This is a genomic window from Kosakonia sp. Marseille-Q7440, from assembly GCF_965119485.1.
In genome coordinates this window covers 976,799-1,000,512 of sequence record NZ_CBCPLT010000002.1, presented here as the reverse complement: position 1 = coordinate 1,000,512, position 23,714 = coordinate 976,799, and the positions used below count along the sequence as shown (strand labels likewise).

Here is a 23,714-nt window from a genome sequence, read left to right as displayed (position 1 = left end):
AGAAGGGAAACGGCGCTGATTATAAAAAGAGAGCGCCCTCCTCCGCCTTGTCATGGGTCAAGAGCAAGCGGCGGCGCGATAACTAATTGTTCAAGCGCGCTTAACAGAGCATCGACTTTTGGCAGCAGCTGTTTACGCCGCGGCCAGACCAGGCTTAACGGCAACCCATCCGGCTGCTGGTGCGGCAGCAGGATGACCAGCTCGCCGCGCGCTAACTGCTGATGCACCAGCCAGGTAGGCATCTGCCCGACGCCAAGACCTGCGCAGAGCGCGTGGCGCTGCGCATCCACATCGCCCAGCGTCATGCGGTAAGGCACGTTGCGCCACTCCGGGTGCCCATCTTCCGTCAGCAATAACCAGGGTTTGCTGCTGCCATCGACACGCTCATAGAGGATCGCCCGGTGGCGGAGCAGCTGCGCCTCGTTTTGCGGCGTGCCTTCCCGGCGCAGATAGTCCGGCGAAGCGCAAAAGACCATCTTTTCACGTCCAAGCTGCCGGTGGCCAATCGACACCGGTAAGTCGCCACCCAGCCCAATACGCACCGCCACATCAATCCCCTCATCAAAGAGATCCACAAAGCGGTCAGAGAAGGTGATGCTGAGATCAATCTCCGGGTGCTGCTGGCAAAAGGGGAGCAGCGCGGGCATCACGCCGAGCCGCCCGTAGGTGGTCGGCACCGCCAGCCGCAGGCGACCAGAGGGGATAGAGCGGTGCGCCGCCAGCACCGATTCGGCTTCCGCCAGCTCCTCAAGGATGCGAATGCAGGTCTGGAAATAGGCCTGCCCGGCATCGGTCAACGTCAGGCGGCGGGTGGTGCGCTCCAGCAAACGCGAGCCGAGGCGCGCTTCCAGCCGGCTGATGCTTTTGCTAATCGCCGAGCCGGTCAGATGCAGGCGCTCTGCGGCCGCGGCAAAACTTCCCTCTTCGACGCTGGCGACAAAGGGGACGATATCTTTCAGGCGTTGATCGCTCATGGCATTACTGAATTGAGGTTATGAATGATGTGAATTAATAGCAGAGATAAGAATTAAATTCTCTATTAGGCTTTAAAGCTAATAAAGAAAAGGAGTCCCCTATGCAAAAACGTGCATTGATAGTCGGTATTAGTGGCGTGATTGGTCGCGCGCTGGCAGAACAACTTAAAGGCGAAGGGTGGCAGGTCAGCGGCCTGTCGCGTGGTCGCGGCGCAATTCCGGACGGGTGCGAAAGCCTGACTGCCGATCTCACCGATGCGGCCGCCGTCAACGAGGCGCTAAAAGAGGTGCAAGTTGATGCGCTTTTCTTCAGCGTCTGGTCGCGCCAGGAGAATGAGCAGGCCAACATCCGCGTTAACGGTGCCATCGTCAAAAACGTGATTGAGGCGCTCGGCGATCGGCTTAACGGCAGCCACGTGGCGCTGGTGACCGGCCTGAAACACTACCTTGGCCCCTTCGAGGCTTACGGCAAAGGTGCAGTGCCGGTCACGCCGTTCCGCGAGGAGCAGGGTCGCCAGCCGGTGGAGAACTTCTATTACGCGCAGGAAGATGAAATCTTTGCTGGCGCAGAAAAATATGGTTACCGCTGGAGCGTCCATCGTCCGCACACCATTATTGGCTATGCCCTCGGCAATGCGATGAATATGGGCCAGACGCTCGCCGTCTACGCCACGCTGTGCCGTGAAAAAGGCTGGCCGTTTATCTTCCCCGGCTCACCCGAGCAGTGGAACGGGCTGGCGGATGTTACCGATGCTGGTTTGCTGGCCGAGCAGCTGAGCTGGGCGGCACAGAGCGAGCAGGCGGCGAATGAAGATTTCAACGCGGTGAATGGCGACGTGTTCCGCTGGAACTGGCTGTGGCCGAAGCTGGCAGCCTATTTCGGCCTTGAAGCGGCGGCCTATCCGGCAAGCATGATGCCGCTGGAAAACCGCATGCAGGAGGCGCAGGCAGCCTGGACGGAGATCGCCGAAAAGTATCAGCTTCGCGAGGCGGATATCAACAAGCTGGCCTCCTGGTGGCACACGGATGCCGACCTCGGTCGCCCGATGGAAGCCTTCACGGATATGAGCAAAAGCCGCAAAGCGGGCTTTACCGGCTACCGCTCAACGCCGGACTCCTTCTTTGCGCTGTTTGACCGCCTGAAGCAGGAAAAGATTATCCCGCGTTAAGGATCAACACCCGGCGCGAAACGACGCGCCGGGCGCATTGGCAGTCAGCTTTTTGCGCGAAACCGGGCCACTTTCGCCCGGTTGCCGCATAAGGCCATGCTGCACCAGCGGCGGCGGTGCGCTTTGGTTTTATCATAAAACCAGAGTGTGCACTCAGGGTGCTCGCACTGGCGAACGTAGGCAAACTCCCCTTCGGCAAGCAGGTATGCCGCGTTTTCCGCAATGGGTGCCAGCATCTGTTGTGGTGTAGTGAGCTGATATTTGCGCTCAACACGCAGTGTTTCTCCGCCATCATCGCTTATCTGCAAATAACTCTGCGCCTGCGCAAGCCAGGTATTGAGCGCGTTCAGCGCCAGCATCTCTCCCCTTTTTTTCGCCGTCACTAACTCCCGGATCGTGGAGCGCAACGCGCGCGCAGCCGCCAGCAGCTCGCCCGGTTCACCTACGGCTGCTGCGGCAAAACCCGCATGCTTTAGCCACAGAAGCACATCCTCATCGGACTGCAAAAAGTCATGGGGCGAGTGCTCAGCCATCGCCAGCGTATTGATAAAATCCAGCGCCCGCTCGTCGGCAATAAACCACGGGCCGTCGGGCCTTGTGGCGGTTGAAGTGGTCATCATCGTGGCTCCTGAAGTTCGCGTGCTGCGTATTGTAACCGATAAAATTAATTTTACACAGTTACAAAGCTACGCCATACTCCATTTCTTAGTAACCTTTTAAATATAATTTTAACGGTTTCAAAGAAGGAGTGATTATGGCTGGCAATACCCATTTCCCGGTTCGCTATCAGTTTGTCGAAGCTGACGGCGTGAAGGTTTTTTATCGCGAAGCCGGTGATCCGGTAAACCCGACTTTACTGCTGCTGCATGGTTTCCCCAGTTCGTCCCACCAGTTTCGTGAATTGATCCCGCTGTTGGCGGATAAGTTTCATCTTATCGCCCCGGATCTCCCCGGCTTTGGTTTTACCGAAGTCCCTGCGGATCGCCATTATCTCTACACCTTTGATGGGCTTGCGAAGACGCTGATCGATTTTGTCGATGCGCTCGATCTGCAACGCTTTGCGATCTATGTCTTCGATTACGGCGCGCCGACAGGCTTACGGCTGGCGGTGCACTATCCGCAGCGCATCAGCGGTTTTATCTCACAAAACGGTAATGCCTATCTTGAAGGGCTGGGCGATGCGTGGGCGCCGGTGCGGGCTTACTGGGAGGAGCCGTCGGCAGCGAATCGCCAGGCGGTGAATGATGCCATCCTCAACCTGGAGGGGACAAAGTGGCAATATCTGCACGGCGTAAGCGATCCGACGAGCGTCGCGCCAGAGGGATATCAGCTCGACGCGCTGTTAATGGAGCGCCCGGGAAACAGCGAGATCCAGCTGGATCTCTTTCTCGACTATGCCAACAACCTGACCCGCTACCCCGCATTTCAGGCTTTCTTCCGCGCGGTGCAGCCGCCGGCGTTGATCATCTGGGGCAAACACGATCCCTTCTTTATTCCGCCGGGAGCCGAAGCCTATAAACGTGACAACCCCAATGCGGTGGTGGAGTTGCTTGATACCGGCCACTTTGCACTGGAAACGCACGTTGGCTATATTGCACAGCGTATTCGTGAAGTGCTTGGCGAAAGTTAGCGCCCGGAAAGCCGGGCGCATATGGCTTAAGCCTGTGCCTGAAACATTAACGTGTCGGAGGTGAAACTGCCCTGCTCGTCAAGAGCGAAATGGCTTTTCACCTCATCCGAGGTGGTCTGTTGCAGATAACGGATCGCCGCGCGCAGCACCTCCGGGGTTTGCATACGCTCAACCCAGGAGGTGTACTCCAGCGCCAGCCGGCCGGTGACCAGCTTCTCCACCAGCAGGCCGCTCTGCTGCGTCATCTGTAACCACTCCCCCGGCGAGTAGTTGCGCACGTGGGAGGGATCGCGCAGCACTTCGATGGTTTGCAGCCAGATATCGAGCACCGGACGGCCCGGCGAGGTGATATCCATCAGAATAAATTTGCCACCGGGTTTCAGAACACGTTTCACTTCACGTATGGCCTGCGGAACATCGTGCCAGTGGTGCGCCGAGTAGCGGCTTATCACTACATCAAATTCGCCTTCAGCAAAGGGCAGCGCTTCTGCCGCGCCGTGAACGGTGCGCAGGTTGCTCAACTGACGATCGCTGGCAGCCTGGCGCACAACGGCCAGCATCTTCTCTGATAAGTCATACGCGGTGACATCGCGCACCACGCCTGCGGCAACAAAACTGGCATGCCCTGCGCCACAGCCTAAATCCAGCACCGACGCCGCCGGGTTTTCACCCAGCCACTGCGCCAGACGCACTAAATCCTCCCCCTGGGAATGTACCTGGCTGCTTAAATAGGCCTGCGCCCGATCGCCAAACTGCTGCTGCGTTAACTGATGATGATTTACGGCCATTCTCTTTTTCCTTTTCGTGATGGGTGACGACAAACCGGCTCAGTTGCGACTGTACGACCCTTTTTATAGGGGTACAATATGGCTACTTATACTGGTATTAACGGGTACCACCCATGGAAAATACTCTGTTTGCCGGGCCAAAAGCGCTGGGCGAGTTCTTACGATCCCAGCGGGAAAACACCCTGCCTGCGGATATTGGCCTGCCCGCGCAGGGGCGGCGGCGCACGCGCGGGTTACGCCGTGAGGAAGTGGCACAGCTGAGCGGCATCAGCACGACCTGGTATACCTGGATTGAGCAGGGGCGCGATATCGTTGTCTCGCCGCAAACCCTGTCGAATATCGCCAACGTATTAAGAATGAAGCCAACGGAGCGAAATTACCTCTTCCATCTGGCGCGGCAAAACGATCCGCAGGAAGAGCATGTGGTGACGGTGGAAAAAGAGGTGCTGGCCTCGGTGCAGCAGATGGCGTGCCCCTGCTATCTGCTCGATTTAACCTGGACAATGCTGGCGTGGAATAGGGCAGCCGAAGCGCTTTTTAGCGGCTGGCTGGACAGCGATCCGCAGCCGAATATGATGAGTTTTATGTTCCGTCATCCGCTGGCGCGCACGCTGGTGGCCGACTGGGAGCCGCGCGCCAGCCGCATTGTGGCGGAGCTGCGCGCCGATGCGATGCACTATCCGCACGATCGGGCCCTGAATAGTTTTGTTGAGAGTTTACGTAGTGAGAGCGAGCTGTTTCGCACCTTCTGGTCGCGCCAGCAGGTGGTAGTGCGCGAAGGCGGCGAGCGGGTGTTTATGCATGCACAGCGCGGAGAGTTGCACTACCGGCAGATGACCTGGCAATTAACCAGTAATCGTTCGGTAAAAATGATTATGTTAGTCGGGGAGTAAAAAAGAGGCATAAAAAAAGGCCAGTAAACTGGCCTTTTTATTATTTACGGAATTCCATCGTAACGTGGTTTGACTGCATAATCGCGGCGATATTATCAAATGTCATCATTGCTGATTTGCAAAAAATACATTTGGCACCGGCCGGGTTTTTCTCAGTCACGTCAAAATTGGAGACTCTGTATTGCGACCCGTGACAGCACGGGCAGCGGAAATGGATATGGTTCGTAATAAAATCGTCCTTAGCGCGGCACTACGTTAGCAGCGGCTGGGCCTTTCGCACCATTTTCAATGGTGAATTCAACTTCCTGATTTTCATCAAGAGTGCGGTAGTTATCGCTCTGGATTGCAGAGAAGTGTACGAATACATCTTTGCTGCCATCTTTAGGAGTGATGAAGCCAAAGCCTTTCTCAGCGTTGAACCATTTTACGATACCAGTCATTTTATTAGACATGTTTGTTACCCTTTTGTTTTAGTGGCCTTTTTAGGCGGCAATGGTCTGAGGCATTATTTATCAGCGTGTAAAGAGACCCAAAAAGAAGTAACTATCGAGGTACTTAGAGATGAGAGAGACTTTAGTGGACTACTGGCTGGAGATAATGATTTATCAAACCGACGAGTCATTAACGCACGGTTATGGCTTAGGGCGCAAGGCTTTATTTAGAAACTTTTGTCAGCATTACGTAAACGTTAGATAAGCAGCGTAACGCGAAAATGGGTTGTGTGAAGAGGATCGCAAAAAGAAAGCGAGCTGCGCGTTACTATCAATACTAGTATGGCAGTTAAAGCCATGGACTAATAAAGGTGGTAACAAGCATGCAAATGACAATGCGCTGGTTTGGGCCAGTCGAAGATAAAATTCCGCTGGCGCATATTCGCCAGGTTCCAGGCGTTGAAGGCGTAGTGGGCGCGCTGTATGACGTTCCGGTCGGCGAGGTCTGGCCACAGGATAAAGTGCGCGCGCTGGCCAATCAGGTTCAGCAGGCCGGGTTAAAAATGGAGGTAATTGAGAGCGTCAACATTCACGATGACATCAAAATCGGCCTGCCGAGCCGCGATCGCTTTATCGCCAACTACCAGCAAACCATCCGCCATTTAGCGGAGATCGGTATCAAAGTCATCTGCTACAACTTCATGCCGGTGTTCGACTGGATGAAGACCGAGATGAACTATGTCCTGCCGGACGGTTCGATAACCATGGCGTTTGAGAAGAAAGGCATCGATAAGACGCTGGATGAAGTGGTGAAAGAGGTGCTGGAGAATTCAAACGGCTTCGCGTTACCGGGCTGGGAGCCAGAACGGCTGGCGAAAGTACAGGAGCTGTTTGCCAAATATAAAGATGTCGATGAGAACACACTGCGCCAGAACCTGGTCTATTTTCTTGAGCGCGTGATCCCGGTCTGCGAAGAGGTCGGCATCAAAATGGCCATCCACCCGGACGATCCGCCTTACTCTATCTTCGGCTTGCCGCGCATTGTGAAAAACCGCGACGATCTCGACTGGATCTGTAATGCCGTTAACTCCGAGGCCAACGGCATTACCTTATGCACCGGCTCCATCGCCGAGGATCCGGATAATAACGTCTACGAAATTCTCGCCGAGTTTACCCGCCGCAGGCGTATCCATTTCGCCCACGTGCGCAATATCAAGCTGATTCAGGATAAGGATTTCTACGAATCGGCGCACCTTTCGCGCTACGGCTCGCTCGATATGTATGAGGTGATGAAAGCCCTGCATGACAACGGCTTTGATGGCTATATCCGACCGGATCACGGCCGCTTTATCTGGGGCGAAACCGGGCGTCCGGGCTATGGCCTTTACGACCGCGCGCTCGGCGTCACCTATCTGCACGGCTTATGGGAAGCGCTCGAAAAACGCCACTAACCTGACCAACGGCACCGGTGTTTACCGGTGCTCTTCCTCATAGCGCCGCACATTAAAGCCCTCTTCATCGGCGGGCGGCACAAAGTAGCGGGTAATCAGCTCAAACTGCGCGTCGGTGGCGGCGAAATCGTGGTTGCCCGCCGCATTGCGCTGGCGCAGGCGCGCCTTGCACGTCTCATCGCTTATGACGAGATAGTGGAGCACATGCTGCGTCCCGGACTCCTGAATAATCGACATCATCCACTGACGGCTGGCGACGGTATTGGCGGGAAAATCGAGGATCACATTAACCCCGGCCTGTAACAGGGCGATGACATGGGGTTTAATCGCCCGCTTAAGCACCGCGGAGTAGTGCACATAATCTTCTACGCTGTGCATCGACTCTTTAAACAGCAGTGCCAGCCAGCTATCTTCGCTGAGCACCACGCTGCCCGGCATTTGTGCAAGCGTTGCCGCCAGGGTCGATTTACCGGAAGCGATTTTGCCGCAGAGAATATGCAGCGTTGGCCCGTTTTGGCTTGTCTCATCAATGCGCATGCTTGGCTCCCGTAAGCGCTTAACCCGAGCCCCGAGCATACGAGTTAGCCGCTCGCCTCTTCAACTCCCCATTTTTTGCACAGCGTGGCGATATTAACGTCGGCCTGGCGCTGTACGTTAAAGCTGTCGACGCTGAGCAGGATCAGCTTCAGCCCGCGCCCGCTCTCCAGATCCGGTGCCATCTCGAGGCCATTTTCCTGCTGTGCAGCCAGTAAGCGTTCAGCGGGAAACGGCTCGCCATTATCGCGAAACGTCAGTTGCACCTCCTGCGCGCTGGCGGCAAACGCGATGCTAAAGGTGGCTGCGGCCTGCTGATGCAGGCTATGGCGAATAATATTGGTCGCCACTTCGCACACCGCCAGATCGAGAGAGAAACGCCAGCCCTCATCCACCGGCAACGCGGCCATCTGCGCGTTCAGCCACTCAGCAAGCGGCGAGAGCGCGGTGAGCGAGGCGGGGAAAGTTATCTCGCTAGCCATAATTCACAGCCCAAGCAGTTGCAGGGCGGCGGCCCGGTCCGCGCTGATGCGAAAAATGCGGTCCATGCGCGTCAGGGTAAACATATTTTTGATGCCGGGGTTGAGGGCGCAGAGCACCATTTCGCCTTTGCCGTTCATCATCTTCATTAATGAAACCAGCGTGCCGAGGCCGCTACTGTCAATAAAGTCGACCTTGCTGAAATCGACAATCAGCGCGCGCGGCTCATCACCCATCTCGCGGGCGATCGCCTCTTTAAAAGCCGCTGAAACGGAGGCATCCAGCCGTCGAATCGCCGGTGTCAGGATCGTCACCTGCGGCTGATGTTCGCTATCGATATTCATCACTTCTCTCCATTTCGCTCAATAATTAACAGGGAAACATCATCTGCCATCTGCTCGCCGTTGCGCCAGCCGGTTAAGTGCTGGCCGAACTGTGGCAGAAGCGCGCCGATTGCCTCATTAACATGCTGTTGCAGCCACTGCTGCAAGCGTTGCGGGCCAAACTGCTCGCCTGTGGGGTTTTCACATTCGGTAATGCCGTCGCTAAAGAGGCAGAGCCGCTCGCCGGGGCGCAGTTCAAATTCAACATCATCCCAGCTGAGATCGGGCATCAGCCCAACCGGCGCGCCGCCGCTGCCAATCGGCGTCACCTCGCCCACGGTCGAGACGATAAACGGCGTCGGATGACCGGCCTGGCAGAGCCTGCCTTTGCCGCTCGGTATGTGGATAACGCCGTAGATCATCGTGAAATAGCTCATGATCTCCGCCTCTTCGCTGCAAAAGCGGCTATTAAGCATGCTCACTACTTCTGCGGGCGAAGCGACGCTGCCATCAGCAGAAAAGAGGAAACGTTCCACCACGCGACCCTGCAAAAACTGCCGTGCTACCGCGAGGGACATCATCGCCGCACCGACGCCGTGGCCCGAGACATCGACACAGTAAAACCCCAGATGGTCGTCTAGCTGAAAGAGGTTAAACACATCGCCGGAGACCCACGCGGAGGGCAGAAACAGCCAGTCGGAAAAGTAGTCGTGATAGCGCAACTGATGGGCGGGCAGAATCGAGTGCTGAATACGCGCCGCGGCTTGCAGATCCTGCTCAATCTGCTGTAACGCCTCGCTGAGCCGTGCGTTGCGCGCCGCGAGCGTTGCCTCCAGCGCCAGAATGCGCGAACCGGCATGCAGCCGCGCGCGTAGCTCGCTCTGCTCCACCGGCTTGCTGAGAAAGTCATCTGCGCCTGCGTCAAACCCCTGCGCCAGATCGCCGGGGTTTTCCCGCGCGGTAAGCAAAATCAAATAGATATAGTGACCAAACTGCCGCTCGCGGATTTCGCGGCACAGGGTTAAGCCATCCATCTCCGGCATCTCCCAGTCGCTTATCACCATGCTGACGGGAGAGGTAGCCAGCATCTCCAGCGCGCTGACGCCGTTTTCCGCTTCGCTGACCACATAGCCCCACTGCGCCAGCATGCGTGAGAGCAGGCGGCGATAAATGGGCGAATCCTCCACCACAAGCACATGCTGTTGGGCCACGACGGCTCCTTATAACGGTAAAAACCAGATCAGGCTGACGGTCCCTTCGCGGAATTTGCCATTGCCGCTCTTATGGCCGGGGTAGCGCGTGCCGGCAAAGTTGGCGTACTGCAACGAGAAGGAACCCGGCGTGTAGCCCGCATAACCAAAGCTGTAGCTGTAATCGCCGTTCCACGGCTGCTGCTGGCTGCGATCCGGGAACCAGAAAGCGGTAGCGCGCACAAAGAAGTGCTGTTTAAAGGTGTAACCGCAGCCGCCAAGCACCACGTTTTTGTTCTGCTCAATATCGTTACTCTTCAGATCGTAGTAACGCGGCACCCAGCTGTAGCCGACCTGGCAAATCAGTGAATCGCCTTTGTTAATCAGTAGCTTATTTTCAACAGGTTTCGGCAGTGAGAATTTATAGGCCAGCGTCACCGCCCCCTGTTCAAAATAGGTTTTACGCTTGCTGCCCGACGTCCAGAAGTGGTTATCGCCATAGTTGCTGTAGACCAGGCTGACGGTGTTGGCATGCCAGTCGTCATAGCCAAAGCTGTAGCGAAAATCGGTGGTGTAGCGGCTGGTATCGGTCACCGGCACGCGGGTGGTGATATTGGCAAACCAGAAGCTGTAGGGTGAGTATTGCAGGCTCAGGTTAACGGTCTGATTCACCTTTCTTTTCTGCCCGGCGCTGCTGGAACTGTTCGGGATCGTTACCCACTGCTCTTTCAGGCCAGTACCAAAGCTGAGCGCGCCGGAAAAAGGCTTATTGTTACCAGAAAAAAGACGCCCCCAGCGGCTGGTAAAGACGCCGACCTGCACCGGATCGCCGTTGCTGTCGCGCAACGACTCGCTCTCCGCTTCACTCTTTTGTGCTTCACTCTTTTGCGCCGCATTCGCTGCCGGTAAGGCGGCGAGCAGCGCGCAGGCCAGTAAATATCTCTCCCGCATTCCGCCTTTCCTCAGTTAGGTATCCAGCGCGCGCCGACATTATATTTCGCCAGCAGCCACAGCACGCCGAGCGCTGCCGCATGTACCAGTGTGTTGACGATCCATGCCTGCCGCCAGAGATCGAAGGTGACGAACTGGCTCACCGCCAGCACCACATAGACATGCAGAATAAAGACATACAGCGAGTGCTGGCCCAGCGGGATAAGAAACCAGCCGGTCAGGCGATAGATGGGCCGCCAGCACCAGGTCAACAGCAGATAGACCGTCACCATCAGGCTGATATCATTCAGCACCCGCACCGGGCCAAGACCATTTTTCGCCGCCCAGGTGTGGTAAAACGCGTTGAAATCGGCAGGCGGAATCACATGCATCAGCAGTTCCGGCGGCATAAAGGGGTTAGTATGGTTCTGGGCAACGAACCCCAAAATCAATGCAACGATTACCAGCGCCACAATCACCACTTTCCCAGGCGGCGTGCGCGCCAGTGAGAGCAGTTCTGCCTTGTACCAGCCGCAGCTCATGCCGAGGACGAAAATAAATTGCCAGGCGAGCAGCGGAAAGGCGAACTCAAACTCGGACACCGTCACCCGCACCGGCCAGCGCTGCCAGCAGCCATACACCAGTAGCGAAAGGCTTAATAACCACCACACCCTGCCCTGTTTAAGCAGCGCCAAAAAGAGCGGGCTTAATAGCAGCAGGAAAATATAGAGCCCGAGGATCTGCGTCTGGTGCGGCCCGATTTGCAAATAGAGCACGATGTTAAACCATGTCTCTTTTATTTGCGGCGTTACCGGATAAAGCGACCACGATGTTCCGGAAAATCTGTCGGTAAAGTGGGTCACTTCGAACACATTTATAAAAGGCAAAAAACCGAGCAGCAGCATCGACAATATGATGATGATATTAACGCGATATATTTTCCACGCGCGTAGATATAACCCCCAACAAATCGTTAATAGCGCTGCCTTTTGTAACCGCGCCCGATTAAGCATCCCCAGCATAAACCCGGAGAGAATAACAAAGCCTTCGGCACCGGTCGTTAAGCCAAAACGCTCCCATGAAAATATATTAAATATCGACATCACTTCCGTATGCGCCACCACCATCATCACCAGCGCAATACCGCGCATTAAATCGATACGCAAATCGCGGCTACCGGCAACAGAATAGCGCCATGCCGTTGATTCTACGTTATCTTTTTGCGTTAGCGCGGGTGCCATCTGGCTCATAAAAGTAACCTGTTAAGTGCGGCAATAAAACAACAGGGAAATTATTTAGATAGCTTAAATAAACGAGACTGGCAATGTTAGCGAAGCGAAAAGCGCACCGGTAAAATCATTCAAATTGATATTAAATTAACTGCAACGAATTATTCCGCGCTGCGCTTTGCTGGAAACTTTTAATCAGCCATCTACACTTACATTACTTTTTGTTTTACCGGGAAGTTATTACGCCAGGCCGCGAAACAGGTTCGCCTGGGTATTATCTGATTTCTTATTATCACGGAATAAAGATAACAACCGCTATGGGCTTCTACTTTTCCCGATTTGAAGATCGCAAACCGCCCGAGCCGCTGAAAACGCCGCGCTGGGCGATGATTACCTGGCAGATATTAGCGGTTGCGGCGCTGATTCTGGGTGCGAATTATATCTACTGGCGCTGGACGGCGTCGCTGAATATGGATGCCTTGTGGTATGCCATTCCGCTGGTATTAGCAGAAACGCTGGCGTGGATCGGCACGGTGTTATTTACCATCAACCTGTGGAAAGAGGAGGATCCGCCGCAAGCGCCGCCGCCGCAGGAGATTAACGACTGCCTGGGCGCTGACGAAGCGGTCGAACCGCGCCCGGTGAAAGTGGATCTCTTTATCGCCACCTACTCCGAAGATGTTGAGCTGGTCAGGCTCTCGATCCGCGATGCGATGAAAATGGCGTACCCCTTTCCCCTCGATTACCGCGTGCATGTGCTGGATGACGGACGACGCCCGGAGATGAAAGCCGTCTGCGACGAAGAGGGGGTGAATTACATTACCCGGCAGACCAACATTGGCTACAAAGCGGGTAACCTGCGTAACGGTCTCGAGCAGACCGACGGCGATTTTCTGGTAATTTGCGATGCCGACACCCGCGTCTTCCCGACCCTGCTCGCCCATACCCTCGGCTACTTCCGCAATCCGGATGTGGCGTGGGTGCAGACGCCGCAGTGGTTTTACGACCTGCCCGCCGGGGAGAACCTCTCGCGCTGGCTGGAGCGAAAAACCGGCAAAGTGGGCTACGCCTTCGGCTGGCTGGCGCAGAAAATCGTCGGCCCGGTGACGATGGGCCGCGACCCCTTTTTTAACGATCCGCGCATGTTTTACGATGTGATCCTGCGCCGCCGTAACTGGGCCAACGCCGCCTTCTGCTGCGGTGCGGCATCGGTGCACCGGCGCGAAGCGGTGATGCAGGCAGCGCTGCGCAGCTATGTCTGGACGGTGGAAGAGGAGATTGACCGCCATACGCGCGATATCCGCGATCCCGCCACCCGCGAGGCGCTCCAGGAGGCGATGCGCCCCCATGTCGCTTTCGATACCGAACTGACGCCCTATAAATTTCACGTCTCGGAAGATATCTACACTTCGATCCTGCTGCATGGCGATGCGGCGCGAAACTGGCGCTCGGTGATGCATCCGCGTATCGAATCAAAAATGTTATCGCCGCAGGATATGCTGACGTGGATGATCCAGCGCTTTAAGTATGCCGCCGGATCGCTCGATATTCTGTTCCACGACAATATCTTCAGCCGCCGCCGCTTTAAGCTCTCGCTGCCGCAAACCCTGATGTACGCCACCACCTTCTGGTCCTATATGGCCTGCGTCTGGAACGCCATTTTCCTGATTTCGCCGATTATCTACCTCTTCACCGGCATTCCGCCGGTGTCGGCCTGGTCGACGCCCTTTTATCTCCACTTCCTGCCCTTTTTTATCCTCTCGGAGCTGGCATTTATGTTTGGCACATGGGGTATTTCCGCCTGGGATGGGCGCGCGTCCTACCTCTCCTTCTTCTCGATGAACCTGCGGGCGCTGAATACGGTGCTGCGCGGCGAGCAGATCAAGTTTCACGTTACGCCGAAGGAGCGCCAGACCGGGCGCTTTCTCTACCTGGTGAAGCCGCAAATCGCCATCGTGTTGCTCACCCTGACCGGGCTTATTTGGGGCGGCATTCAGGTGGCGCGCGGCCAGGTGGATGACCCTTCCGGCTACGTCATCAATATCTTTTGGGGCGCCGTCAACATCGCCGCGATGTTGCCGCTGATCCTCGCCGCCATCTGGACGCCGGACGAAGAGGAGGCGCGAACATGAGAACGCGCGACGCACTGCTTTCCGCACGCAGTTACATCACTATCCTGCTCGGTTTTCTGCTCGGCTTCGCCATCGTGGTGTGGGTGGAAAAACAGATGCCGACCCGCGTTGAGAGCAGCGGCGGCATGGCGCTGAGCAAAGATTTCCCGCCGCTGCCCACCTCGCGCGCGCTCACCTTTGAGGAGGCAATCTGGGCGCGCGTGGCCTGGCAATATTACGTCAACAATACGCAACCCAATGGGCTGCCGAATGCGCAGGATGGGCAGGCGTGGTTCAGCTTATGGAGCGCGGGAAGTTATCTGCTGGCGGTGATCGCCGCGCAGCAGTTGCACATCCTCAGCGAAGCAGAGAGCGATGCGCGCATCAGCAATGCGCTGGCAACCCTTGGCGGGCTGCCGCTTACGCCGCAGGGCGTGCCGGCGGCCTACTATCACTCCGATACGCTAAAAATTCTCGGCAAGCCGGAGAGCTCCGCCATCGGTATGGGTCGCCTGCTGGTGGCGCTGCAAACCCTGCTCTGGCGATCGCCGCAGCACGCCGGGGCGGTGCGCGATCTCTTTAACCGCTGGCAGGTGGGTGCGCTTATCGCCACCAGCGGCGCAACGCAGGCCGCCGCGCCGCTGCATCACTGGGCGCTGGCCACCGATGAGCCGCGCAACAGTTTTGGCTATCGCCTCTATGCCAGCCATACGCTGCGGCTGATCGACAGCGCCGCCGGGCTGGCGGTCACCAACCCGCCGGAAGGGCAGCAGATGATCGATATCGACGGCATTATGGTGCCCGATGAGGGGTTGCGCACGCCGTGGGGACGCCAGCCTTCGCTGATTAGCCTCCCCTATCTGTTAACTGGCCTTGAGTTGGGCTTTGATGCGCAGAGCGCCGAAATCGCCTTTCGCATCATGCAGATCCAGCAGCGCCGCCACAGCCTGCGGGTGCGTAAACCACCCATCAGTACCGACTATGCCGAACCCGCGCCGGACTTTATCAATGACCTGCCCAACCGCCAGCCTGTCGACAACGAGGCGCTGCGCGATGCGCCGCCGGAGCTGACGGCGATCACCTCCACCCGCTCGGCCTTCGCCTGGTATGCCCTGTTTCGCAACAGCTGGAGCGAGGCCCTGCGCCAGCAAGCGCAGGTGCTGCAAGTGCCGGGCAAAGGGTGGCAGCGCGGGCATAACCTTAATAACAGCGTGAACAGTGTGATTGATGCCGACACCAATGCCATCGTGCTGGAGAGCCTGGCCTATATCGCCCACGGCCAGATGCTGTGCCTGGCCTGTTTTAATCCCGCGCCCCGTTCCCCTTCGTCAGCAGGAGCTACGCCATGAAGCTGAAAGCACTTCTCTTTTTTCCCCTGTTGGCAGGGCTAATGGCGCTCTGGATGACGCTGAGCCAGGCGCGCGCCGGCGATCTCCCTGCATCGGACTACGCGCCGCGCAGCGGCAAGCTGACGGCGCAAGAGATGACAATGGCGAGAAACGCCTGGCAATATTTTGTCGCCAACTACCAGCCCACCACCGGGCTGGTTAACGCGGTAAATAAATACCCCTCCACCACCATGTGGGACAGCGCCTCCTATCTCGCTGCGCTAACGGCGGCGCGCGAACTGGGGATTATCGACAAAGCGGAGTTTGACCGGCGGATGCTGAAGATCCTCGCCACCATCAACAAGCTGGATCTGTTTCGCAACGAACTGCCCAACAAAGCCTATAACACCCTCACCGCACAGAAGGTGAACTACACCAACAAACCGGGCGAGATTGGCTTCTCGGCGCTTGATATCGGCCGCATGTTGATCTGGCTGAAGGTGATCAAAGAGCGCTACCCGGAGTATGGCAACAGTATCGATAACATCGTGCTGGGCTGGGATTTTAGCCATGCTGTTGACCCGTGCGGCACGCTCTACGGTGCTTACCTCGAAAATGGTCAGCCGAAGTATGTGCAGGAGGGGCGCCTCGGGTATGAGGAGTATGGCGCCGCCGGTTTCCAGCTCTGGGGCTTCAACACCTGCCAGGCGAGCCGACCGCAGCCCTATGAACTGGCGGAAATTTACTGCGTGCTGGTGCCCTACGACACGCGCGATCCGCGTGCCACCTCGCAGCACAACTATGTGGTGACTGAATCCTATCTGCTCTACGGCCTTGAGTTCGGCTTTGATAACCCGAACGATCGCAACAACAGCCCGCGCAACTACTCCCATCCGTGGATGAAAAACTTTGCCGACCGCGTCTACCAGGCGCAGGAGAACCGCTACACCATTACCGGCGTGCTCACCGCACGCTCCGAGCACCAGCTCGATAAAGCCCCCTACTTCGTCTACGACACGGTCTACACCGATGGCTATGACTGGAACACCATCACCGATAAAGGGCAGTTTATGCCCAGCGCCGCCGCCGTCTCCCTGAAAGCGGCGCTCGGCATGTGGGTGCTGTGGGATTCCCCCTACACCGATCGCCTGATGAGCGCGATTGAGAACGCCAACGAAGAGGGCAAAGGGTATTACGAAGGGCTGTATGAGAATGGCGACGGCCCGATCAAAGAGTTCACCGCCAACAACAACGGCATCATGCTCGAGGCGCTGCTGTTCAAAAAAGAGGGCAAACTGCTGCAATTCAACACCGATAACCCGAAAAACCGCAACTTCGCCCCGTCGCTGTGGGAGAAGAAGCTGGTCGATCTGTTTGAGGAGAACAACGCCCGCCGTAACCGACCGTTCCTTGAAAGCACGCCGTCGGTGAAAAACTGGTGTCAGCAGACCGGCACCACCCAGCGCACGAAACCTGCGTGCCAGGCGTGCCAGTGCGCCTCCTGTAATGCGGATGAGCCTGTGAAGCTGCCGCCGGTGACTGCGCAATGTCTAAAACCGTAGTTCGCTGGCTGGCGATCCTTCTGCTGCTGCTCGCCGCCGCCTTTGCGCTATTTAGCGAGGGCGGCGCAGGCTGGCGCTGGCTGACGAAAGGGGCGTGGAACACCACCGCGCGCGTCAGCAGCCTGACGCCGCAGGAGCGCGAGTGGGCCACCATCGCCTGGCGCTACTTCGTTAATAACACCCAGCCGCAAACCGGGCTGGTCAACGGCAGCGACAAGCAGCCGCGCGTTACGCTGTGGCAGATGGGCGACACGCTTATCGCCCTGCTGGCGGCAAAAGATCTCGATCTGGTTGACGATAAGGAGTTTGACGCGCGCCTTACCCGCCTGCTCGGCACCCTTAACCGGCTGATGCTTACCGATGCCCGCACGCCGGGCAGGCTCTACTCCAGCCAGACGGCGACCATCGTCGATTTTAGCGGCAAGCCGGTGAAAAGCGGCTGGTCGGCGAAAGATATGGCGCGGCTGATGCTGGCGCTGCGCCTGACCGCCGAACGCGCGCCGCAGTACCGCGAGTATCTCGACAAAGTGATCCTGCGCTGGAACTTCTGCCCGGTGATGGATGGCGAAGGCGAGCTGTGGTCCGCCTCGCTGCAAAACGGCAAGCCGGTGGTGCGCGAAGAGCTGCGCCTCGGCGAGAGCGAATATGCCGCCAGCGCCTTCCGCCTGTGGGGTTTCCCGGCCGGGAAAGCGCTCACGCCGCCGTCGAAAAACGTCATCATCTACCAGCGCAGCCTGCCGGTGGATGCCCGCGATCCGCGCACCACCTGGCAGCCGTCGATCCTCTCGACAGTACCCGCGATGCTGCCGGGGCTGGAGTTTGGCTGGCAGCCGCCGGGATTGAGCGACGAGGTGCAAACCCTGCTGCGCGATCGGGCGCAGGGCGTCTGGCTGACGCAGAAAACGCGCTGGGAAAAAGAGAAGACCCTCACCGCCCGCGCCGACTTCACCCTCGCGCAGGCACCGTGGCACGTGGAGGACAGCGTCTGGGGAAATGGCTATGCGTGGAACACCCTCGGCGATGACGGCAAATATTACCCGCGGCTGTCGCAGGTAACGACTAAAGCGGTGTTTGCCCTGTGGGTGTTGTGGGACACCGCCTACACCAACGCTCTGATGGCAGTGACGGAGCATCTTAACGACCCCGAACGCGGCTGGTTTGAAGGGCGCGTCGAAGCGACGGGCGATATCAACAAAATGGTGACGCTCTCCACCAATGCGATGGTGCTGGAGGCGCTGCTCTACAAAGCCAACGGCGGGCCGCTCTTTCGCGACGGTTTAATAGACGATGAGAGCTATTTCGTGCGCCGCACGACAGATGAATTTAACAAACCCGGCCTCTGCCTGCCGGGTGAACGCACCCCGAGGGCCGCGCCATGAAATTCTACCGCGATCTCTTTGAAGCGAGTCTGAGCCGCGTCTTCCCCGATGATGAGAAGCGCGCCTTCTTTAACGCCTTCTACACCACCTTTATGCACATGTCGCCGGAGACGGAGCAGCACTTCGCCCGCTTCGGGAGTGAAGAGGGGCAACAGCTGGTTTATAAGAGCTTCTTTGCCATGCTGGCGGTCGACGGCGCGCTGTTTGTACCCGATTTTCTGGAGCGGCTGGCGCGCGAACAGAACACCGACGGCCTGCGCTTGCCGCCGCGCTTTTTTGCCCTCTGGCGTGAAGCGATGTTAATCACCGTGCGCCAGCGCGACCCGCAGTGCGATGAAGAGACGCTGACCGCGTGGGCGATGGCGATTGCGCCGGGGCTGGAGTACCTGCGCCGCCAGGCGGAACTGCACTACCAGGCCGGGGAGGCGTCATGACAACAGCCTGCCATTTTGACCTCAACGCCCTGCCCGCGGCGGTGCTGATCTACGATCGCCACGAGCGGCTGCTGGCGTGGAATGCGCAGGTAGAGGCGTTTTACCCGGCGCTGGCCGGCGGGCTAAAACCTGGCGCGACGCTGCAAAGCCTGGCAGAGAAATTTATCGACGCGGCCTATAACACCGACCCGAGCCGCCGCCAGACGCTGCGCGAGGCGATCATTCGCAACTGCCGCCAGGATAGCCACCGCGAAGTGCGCCAGGCCGGGCAGCGCCGCCTGTTTGTTCAGCACCAGCGCCTGGCGGATGGCAGCATCGTCAGCCTGCACAGCGACATCACGCAGTTGGATGAAGCCCAGCGCTCGCGCCAGCAGTTGCACGATGATTTCCTGCTCACCGCCGACTCTATTCATATTGGTATCTGGGACTGGCAGATCTCGGCCGACAATTTGCAGGTCAACGATACGCTGCTGACGATGATCGGCCTTCCGCGCAGCCAGTGGCACCATCCGGCGCGCTTTCTGCTCAGTCTGGTACATGAAGAGGATCGCGCCCGCCTGCGCCAGGCGATGCAGGGCTCAACTCGCCACCACGTTCCGGTGTTTGAGTGTGAAATCCGCGTTCGCCATCAGAGCGAGGAGTGGCGCTGGATGCTGCTCTCCGGCCAGGTGGTAACGCTGACCATGCAGGGCGATGCGGAGCGGGTGATCGGTACGTTGCAGGATATCACCCGCCGTAAAGAGGCGGAGCTACTGGCGATTGAGGCGGCGAAGGTGGCACGCGACGCCAACGAGGCGAAGAGCGCGTTTCTGGCGAATATGAGCCATGAAATTCGCACGCCGATGAACGGTATCCTCGGCATGACGCAACTCTGTCTCGACACGCAGCTCAGCAGCGAGCAGCGCGAGTACCTCTCGCTGGTGATGAGTTCGGCGCAGTCACTGCTGCATATCATCAATGACATCCTCGACTTTTCGAAAATCGAGGCGGGCAAAATTATCCTCGATGAGGAGCCGCTGGAGATCCGCCCCTTTATCCAGGCGCTGATCCGCCCGCATATGCCCGCCGCCAGTGAAAAAGGCATTGAACTGTTGGTCGATATCGATCCCGCCGTGCCGGAGGTCGTCTCCATCGATGGCCCCCGGCTGCGGCAGATCCTCACCAATCTGCTCGGCAACGCGCTGAAATTTACCCATCAGGGTGAAGTAGTGCTCGCCATCTCGCCGGGCGAGGAGTCTGGTAGCTGGCGGTTTGCGGTGCGCGACAGCGGCATCGGCATTCCCGCCGAAAAGCAGCAGGCGATCTTTGAAGCCTTCAGCCAGGCAGATAGCTCTACCACCCGCCGCTATGGCGGCACCGGGCTGGGGCTGACCATCTCCGCGCGGCTGGTGAAGATGATGGGCGGCGAACTGGCAGTAACCAGTGAACCTGACGTGGGCAGCGAATTCGCGTTCAGCTTAACGCTGGTAAGCCAGCCTGCCGCGCTGGCGGCAATGCAGATGACGCGTTTTAGCGGCGAGCGGGTGCTGGTGGTGGATGATAACAGCACCAACCTGCGCCTGCTGGAGACGATGCTGACGCAGATGGGGCTGGTGCCGCACTGCGTCGATAACGCTCACCAGGCACTGCGCCTGACGGCAGAGAGCGAACCCTTTCCGCTGATCCTGCTTGATGCACAGATGCCGGAGATGGATGGCATCTCGCTGGCGCTGGAGCTTTCGGTGCTGCCGCAGGCGAGCCAGAGCCGCATCATTATGCTCAGCTCGATGAACCGCCACTTCGATGCACGCATGCTTAAACGCATCGGCATCGCCCACTACCTGCATAAACCGGTGGCGCAAGGCGAGTTGAACCAGGCGATCGCCAGCGTGCTGGCACCGGGTCGCCTGCCGGATCCGGTTGCCGTCAAACAGCCTGTCGCGCCGCAAGTGGCAGCCAGCGCGCTGCGGATTCTGTTGGCGGAAGATAATCTGGTGAACCAGAAACTGGCGCTGCGTCTGCTGGAGCGTCTCGGCCATCATGCCGAGGTGGTGGATGACGGGCGTGCGGCGCTCGATCGCTGGCATGAAGGGGGCTGGGATCTGATCCTGATGGATCTGCAAATGCCCGGCATGGATGGCGAAACGGCGATCCGCCTGCTGCGGGAAGAGGAACGGATGCATGCGCTCAGCCACCAGCCGGTGATCGCCATGACCGCGCACGCCATGCAGGGCGATAAAGAGCGCTGTCTGGCAATGGGGTTTGATGGCTATATCGCAAAGCCGGTAAGCCAGCAGGCGCTGCACGATGAGCTGACCCGCATCACGCAACGTGACGATGAAGGGTTGCCCACGCAGCGCGCCCTGCTGACGCAGTGTGCCGACGATGCTGAACTGGTTAACGAGCTGCTGGCCCTGTTTAGCGAAAGCGTCGGGACAATGCAGGCCAGGATTGCCGATGCCATTCACACCAACGATCGCGACGGCCTGCGGCGCGCGGCGCATAAACTGCGCGGCGAGGCGATCGCCCTCGATTTCACCCGTCTGAGCCAGCTGCTGCAACAGCTTGAGAGCCAGGCCATCAGCCTCGATCAGCAGGCACTGGATAACCTGCACACGACGCTTCGCGAGGAGTTTGTGCGCGTTGAGGCGTGGCTGCAACGCCGGGAGGCAAACCATGATGCGTAACGCGCTGCTGCTGTCGTTCTTACTCTCAACCCAGGCTTTTGCCACCGCGCTGCCCGTCACCTGGTCCCTTGCCGGAGAGTGGCGCGTGCACGATGCTAACGATCCCGCTTTCGATGGCGTCAGCGCCTCCAGCGCCGACTGGCGCACCCTGCGTGTGCCCGCCAACTGGTACAGCGACGGGCTGGATCACCAGGGCGCGCTCTGGTACCGGCACAGCTTTACCCTGCCTGAGCAGTCTGCCGATACGCTGGCAACGCTGGTGTTTGACGGCGTCGACTACCTTGCCGACGTGACGCTGAACGGCCAGCGGCTGGCGCACCATGAGGGCTACTATCAGCGCTTCCCGGTCGATATCAGCCAGGCGCTACGCCGCCATAACCAGCTGGCGGTGCGCGTCGATAGCCCGTTTGAAGATCCAAAAACTATCTGGCCGCTGCATAAAACGATGGTCAAAGGCGTGCTGAATCAGCATGACACCCGCCCTGGCGGTGCCTGGTCGGCGCAGGGGCAGGATGCCAACTCCGGCGGCATCTGGGCACCGGTCCGGCTGCACCTTAGCCGCGGGGCGGCAATCGATGAGATTATCCTGCGCCCGCTGTGGCAGGAGGGGCTGGCGAAGCCAATGCTGCGCGCCGAGATCCGCTACCGGGCGAAACAGGCCGGGCCGGTGACGCTGCGCCTGGCGGCGAAGCCGGATAATTTTTATGGTCGTGACTACCGCCAGGAATTCCCGGTCACGCTAGAGACAGGCGACAGCAAGGTGCTGACGGTGACGCTGCCGATGGAAGCCGCCAGGCTCTGGTGGCCGGTGGGTCACGGTAAACCCAACCTCTACCGCGTTCGTGCCTCGCTGATCGATCGGCAAGGGGTGATGGATACCGCCGTCACGCGCACCGGCCTGCGCAAAATGGAGGAAGCGCCGGATAACAAAGGCTGGCGCATCAACGATAAGCGCCTGTTTGTGAAGGGCAGTAACTATATCGGTTCGCCGTGGCTCGGCACCATGACGCGCGCCAAGTATCGCCAGGATTTCGAGCTGGTAACGGGGATGAACGCCAATGCGATACGCGTGCATGGTCATGTCGCCGGGCGCGCGCTGTATGACGTCGCCGATGAGATGGGGCTGATGATCTGGCAGGATGTGCCGTTGCAGTGGGGCTATAACAACAGCAGCGAGTTTGCGGATAACGCCGCCCGCCAGACGCGGGAGATGGTGGCGCAGTTCGGCAACTCACCGGCGATTGTTGCCTGGGGTGGACACAACGAGCCGCCGTGGAACTCGCCGTGGATGGAAAAGCGTTTCAAGGACTGGAATAAAGATCTTAACCGCGAGCTGACGCAGAAGGTGGCGGATGCGCTGGCTGAGGATACTTCGCGCATTGTGCACCGCTTCTCCGCCGTGGAGGAGCACTACTGGCAGGGGTGGTATTTCGGCACCCTGCGCGATGTGCTGGCTCCGGCGAAAACCGGCATCATCACCGAGTTTGGCGCGCAGGCACTGCCGCGCCTCTCGACCCTCAAAACCATTATTCCCGCCAGCGAGATGTGGCCGAAAAGTACCGATGCGAAAGATCCCGGCTGGGATCGCTGGAAATATCACAACTTCCAGCCGTTCCAGACCTTTGGCTTTGCCAAAGTGCCGCGCGGCGAGAATATTCAGCAGACCATCGACAATACCCAGCGTTACCAGGCGGAGCTGGTAGCAATGGCGGCAGAGAGCTATCGCCGCCAGCGTTATCAACCGGTTACCGCCCTGTTCCACTTTATGTTTGTCGAGACCTGGCCGTCGATCAACTGGGGCGTCGTTGACTATCTGCGTCAGCCGAAAGCGGGCTATTACGCGTTGCAAACCGCCTATCAACCGCTGCTGCCCTCCATCGAGCCGGTCACGGCAAACTGGCAGACTAACAGAGCGAATATCCTGCGACTGTGGGCAATTAACGACAGCTGGTCGGCCTGCGAAAAGTGCACGCTGAAGTGGCGCATCACGCAAAACGACAGCAGCCTGGAGAGCGGTGAGCTGCCGCTGACCCTTGAAGCAGATTCCGGCCAGATGGTGAAAGAGGTTTCGGTAACACCTACCGCGCCCGGTGAAGCCAGGATCGCCTACTGGATCGAAGACCAGCAGGGCAAGGTAGTGGGTAAAAACGCGCGCGTGGAAGCGGTGACGGCGGGTGAAAACGCCGCACCGTGACAGGTGCGGTTGTAACCT

Annotated in this window: 22 protein-coding genes; 11 read left to right on the top strand and 11 right to left on the bottom strand. The window is 58.3% G+C overall.

Annotated elements, in window-relative coordinates:
- Positions 1 to 50 precede the first annotated feature (50 nt).
- The gene (locus ACWPW2_RS18545) at positions 51 to 974 is read right to left on the bottom strand and encodes a LysR family transcriptional regulator (protein WP_454124626.1); all 924 of its coding nucleotides are present in this window, start codon (positions 972 to 974) and stop codon (positions 51 to 53) included.
- A gap of 101 nt (positions 975 to 1,075) precedes the next feature.
- Between ACWPW2_RS18545 and ACWPW2_RS18540 the strand changes: the two genes are divergently transcribed.
- On the top strand, positions 1,076 to 2,143 hold the full coding sequence (locus ACWPW2_RS18540; RefSeq protein ID WP_454124624.1) for an SDR family oxidoreductase: 1,068 nt from the start codon (positions 1,076 to 1,078) through the stop codon (positions 2,141 to 2,143).
- Positions 2,144 to 2,187: 44 nt separating this feature from the next.
- Here the strand turns inward: ACWPW2_RS18540 and ACWPW2_RS18535 are convergent, their stop codons facing one another.
- Positions 2,188 to 2,763: a CGNR zinc finger domain-containing protein gene (locus ACWPW2_RS18535; protein WP_454124622.1), complete on the bottom strand. Its 576-nt coding sequence runs from the start codon at positions 2,761 to 2,763 to the stop codon at positions 2,188 to 2,190.
- Positions 2,764 to 2,897: 134 nt separating this feature from the next.
- On the opposite strand from ACWPW2_RS18535, the gene ACWPW2_RS18530 reads away from it, so the two are divergent.
- Complete coding sequence (locus tag ACWPW2_RS18530) at positions 2,898 to 3,773, top strand: alpha/beta fold hydrolase (protein ID WP_454124620.1); 876 nt, start codon at positions 2,898 to 2,900, stop codon at positions 3,771 to 3,773.
- Positions 3,774 to 3,799: 26 nt separating this feature from the next.
- Here ACWPW2_RS18530 and ACWPW2_RS18525 read toward each other — a convergent pair whose 3' ends face one another.
- A complete protein-coding gene (locus ACWPW2_RS18525) occupies positions 3,800 to 4,561 on the bottom strand; it encodes a class I SAM-dependent methyltransferase (RefSeq protein ID WP_454124618.1) in 762 nt (253 codons plus the stop codon).
- A 113-nt stretch (positions 4,562 to 4,674) separates the two neighbouring features.
- Here ACWPW2_RS18525 and ACWPW2_RS18520 point away from each other — a divergent pair, with 113 nt between their 5' ends.
- Positions 4,675 to 5,454: a helix-turn-helix transcriptional regulator gene (locus ACWPW2_RS18520; protein WP_054803561.1), complete on the top strand. Its 780-nt coding sequence runs from the start codon at positions 4,675 to 4,677 to the stop codon at positions 5,452 to 5,454.
- A 40-nt stretch (positions 5,455 to 5,494) separates the two neighbouring features.
- On the opposite strand, the gene ymcF is transcribed toward ACWPW2_RS18520, so the two are convergent.
- Both ymcF and cspE read right to left on the bottom strand, forming a co-directional pair.
- Entirely contained in the window at positions 5,495 to 5,683 is a 189-nt protein-coding gene (gene ymcF / locus ACWPW2_RS18515; protein WP_076769157.1) for a cold shock small protein YmcF, read from the bottom strand.
- 10 nt (positions 5,684 to 5,693) lie between these two features.
- Entirely contained in the window at positions 5,694 to 5,906 is a 213-nt protein-coding gene (cspE, locus tag ACWPW2_RS18510) for a transcription antiterminator/RNA stability regulator CspE (RefSeq protein WP_023480861.1), read from the bottom strand.
- 362 nt (positions 5,907 to 6,268) lie between these two features.
- On the opposite strand from cspE, the gene uxuA reads away from it, so the two are divergent.
- Positions 6,269 to 7,336 (top strand): mannonate dehydratase, encoded by a 1,068-nt coding sequence (gene uxuA / locus ACWPW2_RS18505; RefSeq protein ID WP_454124615.1) that lies wholly within the window; start codon positions 6,269 to 6,271, stop codon positions 7,334 to 7,336.
- Between the two features lie 21 nt (positions 7,337 to 7,357).
- Here uxuA and ACWPW2_RS18500 read toward each other — a convergent pair whose 3' ends face one another.
- From ACWPW2_RS18500 to opgC, 6 genes are read right to left on the bottom strand one after another with little or no spacing between them, the layout of a single operon-like run.
- Positions 7,358 to 7,873, bottom strand: a complete 516-nt coding sequence (locus ACWPW2_RS18500) for an AAA family ATPase (RefSeq protein ID WP_454124613.1) — start codon at positions 7,871 to 7,873, stop codon at positions 7,358 to 7,360.
- A gap of 44 nt (positions 7,874 to 7,917) precedes the next feature.
- On the bottom strand, positions 7,918 to 8,352 hold the full coding sequence (locus ACWPW2_RS18495; protein WP_454124611.1) for an ATP-binding protein: 435 nt from the start codon (positions 8,350 to 8,352) through the stop codon (positions 7,918 to 7,920).
- Between the two features lie 3 nt (positions 8,353 to 8,355).
- Entirely contained in the window at positions 8,356 to 8,694 is a 339-nt protein-coding gene (locus ACWPW2_RS18490; protein WP_023480937.1) for an STAS domain-containing protein, read from the bottom strand.
- Positions 8,694 to 9,884: a PP2C family protein-serine/threonine phosphatase gene (locus tag ACWPW2_RS18485; RefSeq protein ID WP_454124609.1), complete on the bottom strand. Its 1,191-nt coding sequence runs from the start codon at positions 9,882 to 9,884 to the stop codon at positions 8,694 to 8,696. The genes ACWPW2_RS18490 and ACWPW2_RS18485 overlap by 1 nt, the downstream gene beginning before the upstream one ends.
- A gap of 9 nt (positions 9,885 to 9,893) precedes the next feature.
- Complete coding sequence (locus ACWPW2_RS18480) at positions 9,894 to 10,814, bottom strand: hypothetical protein (RefSeq protein WP_279794269.1); 921 nt, start codon at positions 10,812 to 10,814, stop codon at positions 9,894 to 9,896.
- An 11-nt stretch (positions 10,815 to 10,825) separates the two neighbouring features.
- The gene (gene opgC, locus ACWPW2_RS18475) at positions 10,826 to 12,043 is read right to left on the bottom strand and encodes an OpgC domain-containing protein (RefSeq protein ID WP_023480754.1); all 1,218 of its coding nucleotides are present in this window, start codon (positions 12,041 to 12,043) and stop codon (positions 10,826 to 10,828) included.
- 296 nt (positions 12,044 to 12,339) lie between these two features.
- Here opgC and ACWPW2_RS18470 point away from each other — a divergent pair, with 296 nt between their 5' ends.
- Genes ACWPW2_RS18470 through ACWPW2_RS18440 form a run of 7 tightly spaced genes read left to right on the top strand, consistent with a single transcriptional unit; the run spans position 12,340 to position 23,696 of the window.
- The gene (locus ACWPW2_RS18470) at positions 12,340 to 14,154 is read left to right on the top strand and encodes a glycosyltransferase family 2 protein (RefSeq protein WP_076769162.1); all 1,815 of its coding nucleotides are present in this window, start codon (positions 12,340 to 12,342) and stop codon (positions 14,152 to 14,154) included.
- Positions 14,151 to 15,482 (top strand): DUF3131 domain-containing protein, encoded by a 1,332-nt coding sequence (locus ACWPW2_RS18465; protein WP_454124606.1) that lies wholly within the window; start codon positions 14,151 to 14,153, stop codon positions 15,480 to 15,482. The genes ACWPW2_RS18470 and ACWPW2_RS18465 overlap by 4 nt, the downstream gene beginning before the upstream one ends.
- The gene (locus ACWPW2_RS18460) at positions 15,479 to 17,023 is read left to right on the top strand and encodes a DUF3131 domain-containing protein (RefSeq protein ID WP_124967342.1); all 1,545 of its coding nucleotides are present in this window, start codon (positions 15,479 to 15,481) and stop codon (positions 17,021 to 17,023) included. Before ACWPW2_RS18465 ends, ACWPW2_RS18460 begins: the two co-directional genes overlap by 4 nt.
- On the top strand, positions 17,008 to 18,402 hold the full coding sequence (locus ACWPW2_RS18455; RefSeq protein WP_454124604.1) for a DUF3131 domain-containing protein: 1,395 nt from the start codon (positions 17,008 to 17,010) through the stop codon (positions 18,400 to 18,402). The genes ACWPW2_RS18460 and ACWPW2_RS18455 overlap by 16 nt, the downstream gene beginning before the upstream one ends.
- Complete coding sequence (locus ACWPW2_RS18450) at positions 18,399 to 18,836, top strand: globin family protein (RefSeq protein ID WP_124967340.1); 438 nt, start codon at positions 18,399 to 18,401, stop codon at positions 18,834 to 18,836. The genes ACWPW2_RS18455 and ACWPW2_RS18450 overlap by 4 nt, the downstream gene beginning before the upstream one ends.
- Positions 18,833 to 21,502 carry a response regulator gene (locus ACWPW2_RS18445; RefSeq protein ID WP_454124602.1) on the top strand — a complete coding sequence of 890 codons (2,670 nt, stop codon included), beginning with the start codon at positions 18,833 to 18,835 and terminating at the stop codon, positions 21,500 to 21,502. The genes ACWPW2_RS18450 and ACWPW2_RS18445 overlap by 4 nt, the downstream gene beginning before the upstream one ends.
- Complete coding sequence (locus ACWPW2_RS18440; RefSeq protein WP_454124600.1) at positions 21,492 to 23,696, top strand: glycosyl hydrolase 2 galactose-binding domain-containing protein; 2,205 nt, start codon at positions 21,492 to 21,494, stop codon at positions 23,694 to 23,696. Before ACWPW2_RS18445 ends, ACWPW2_RS18440 begins: the two co-directional genes overlap by 11 nt.
- The last annotated feature ends 18 nt before the right edge of the window (positions 23,697 to 23,714 follow it).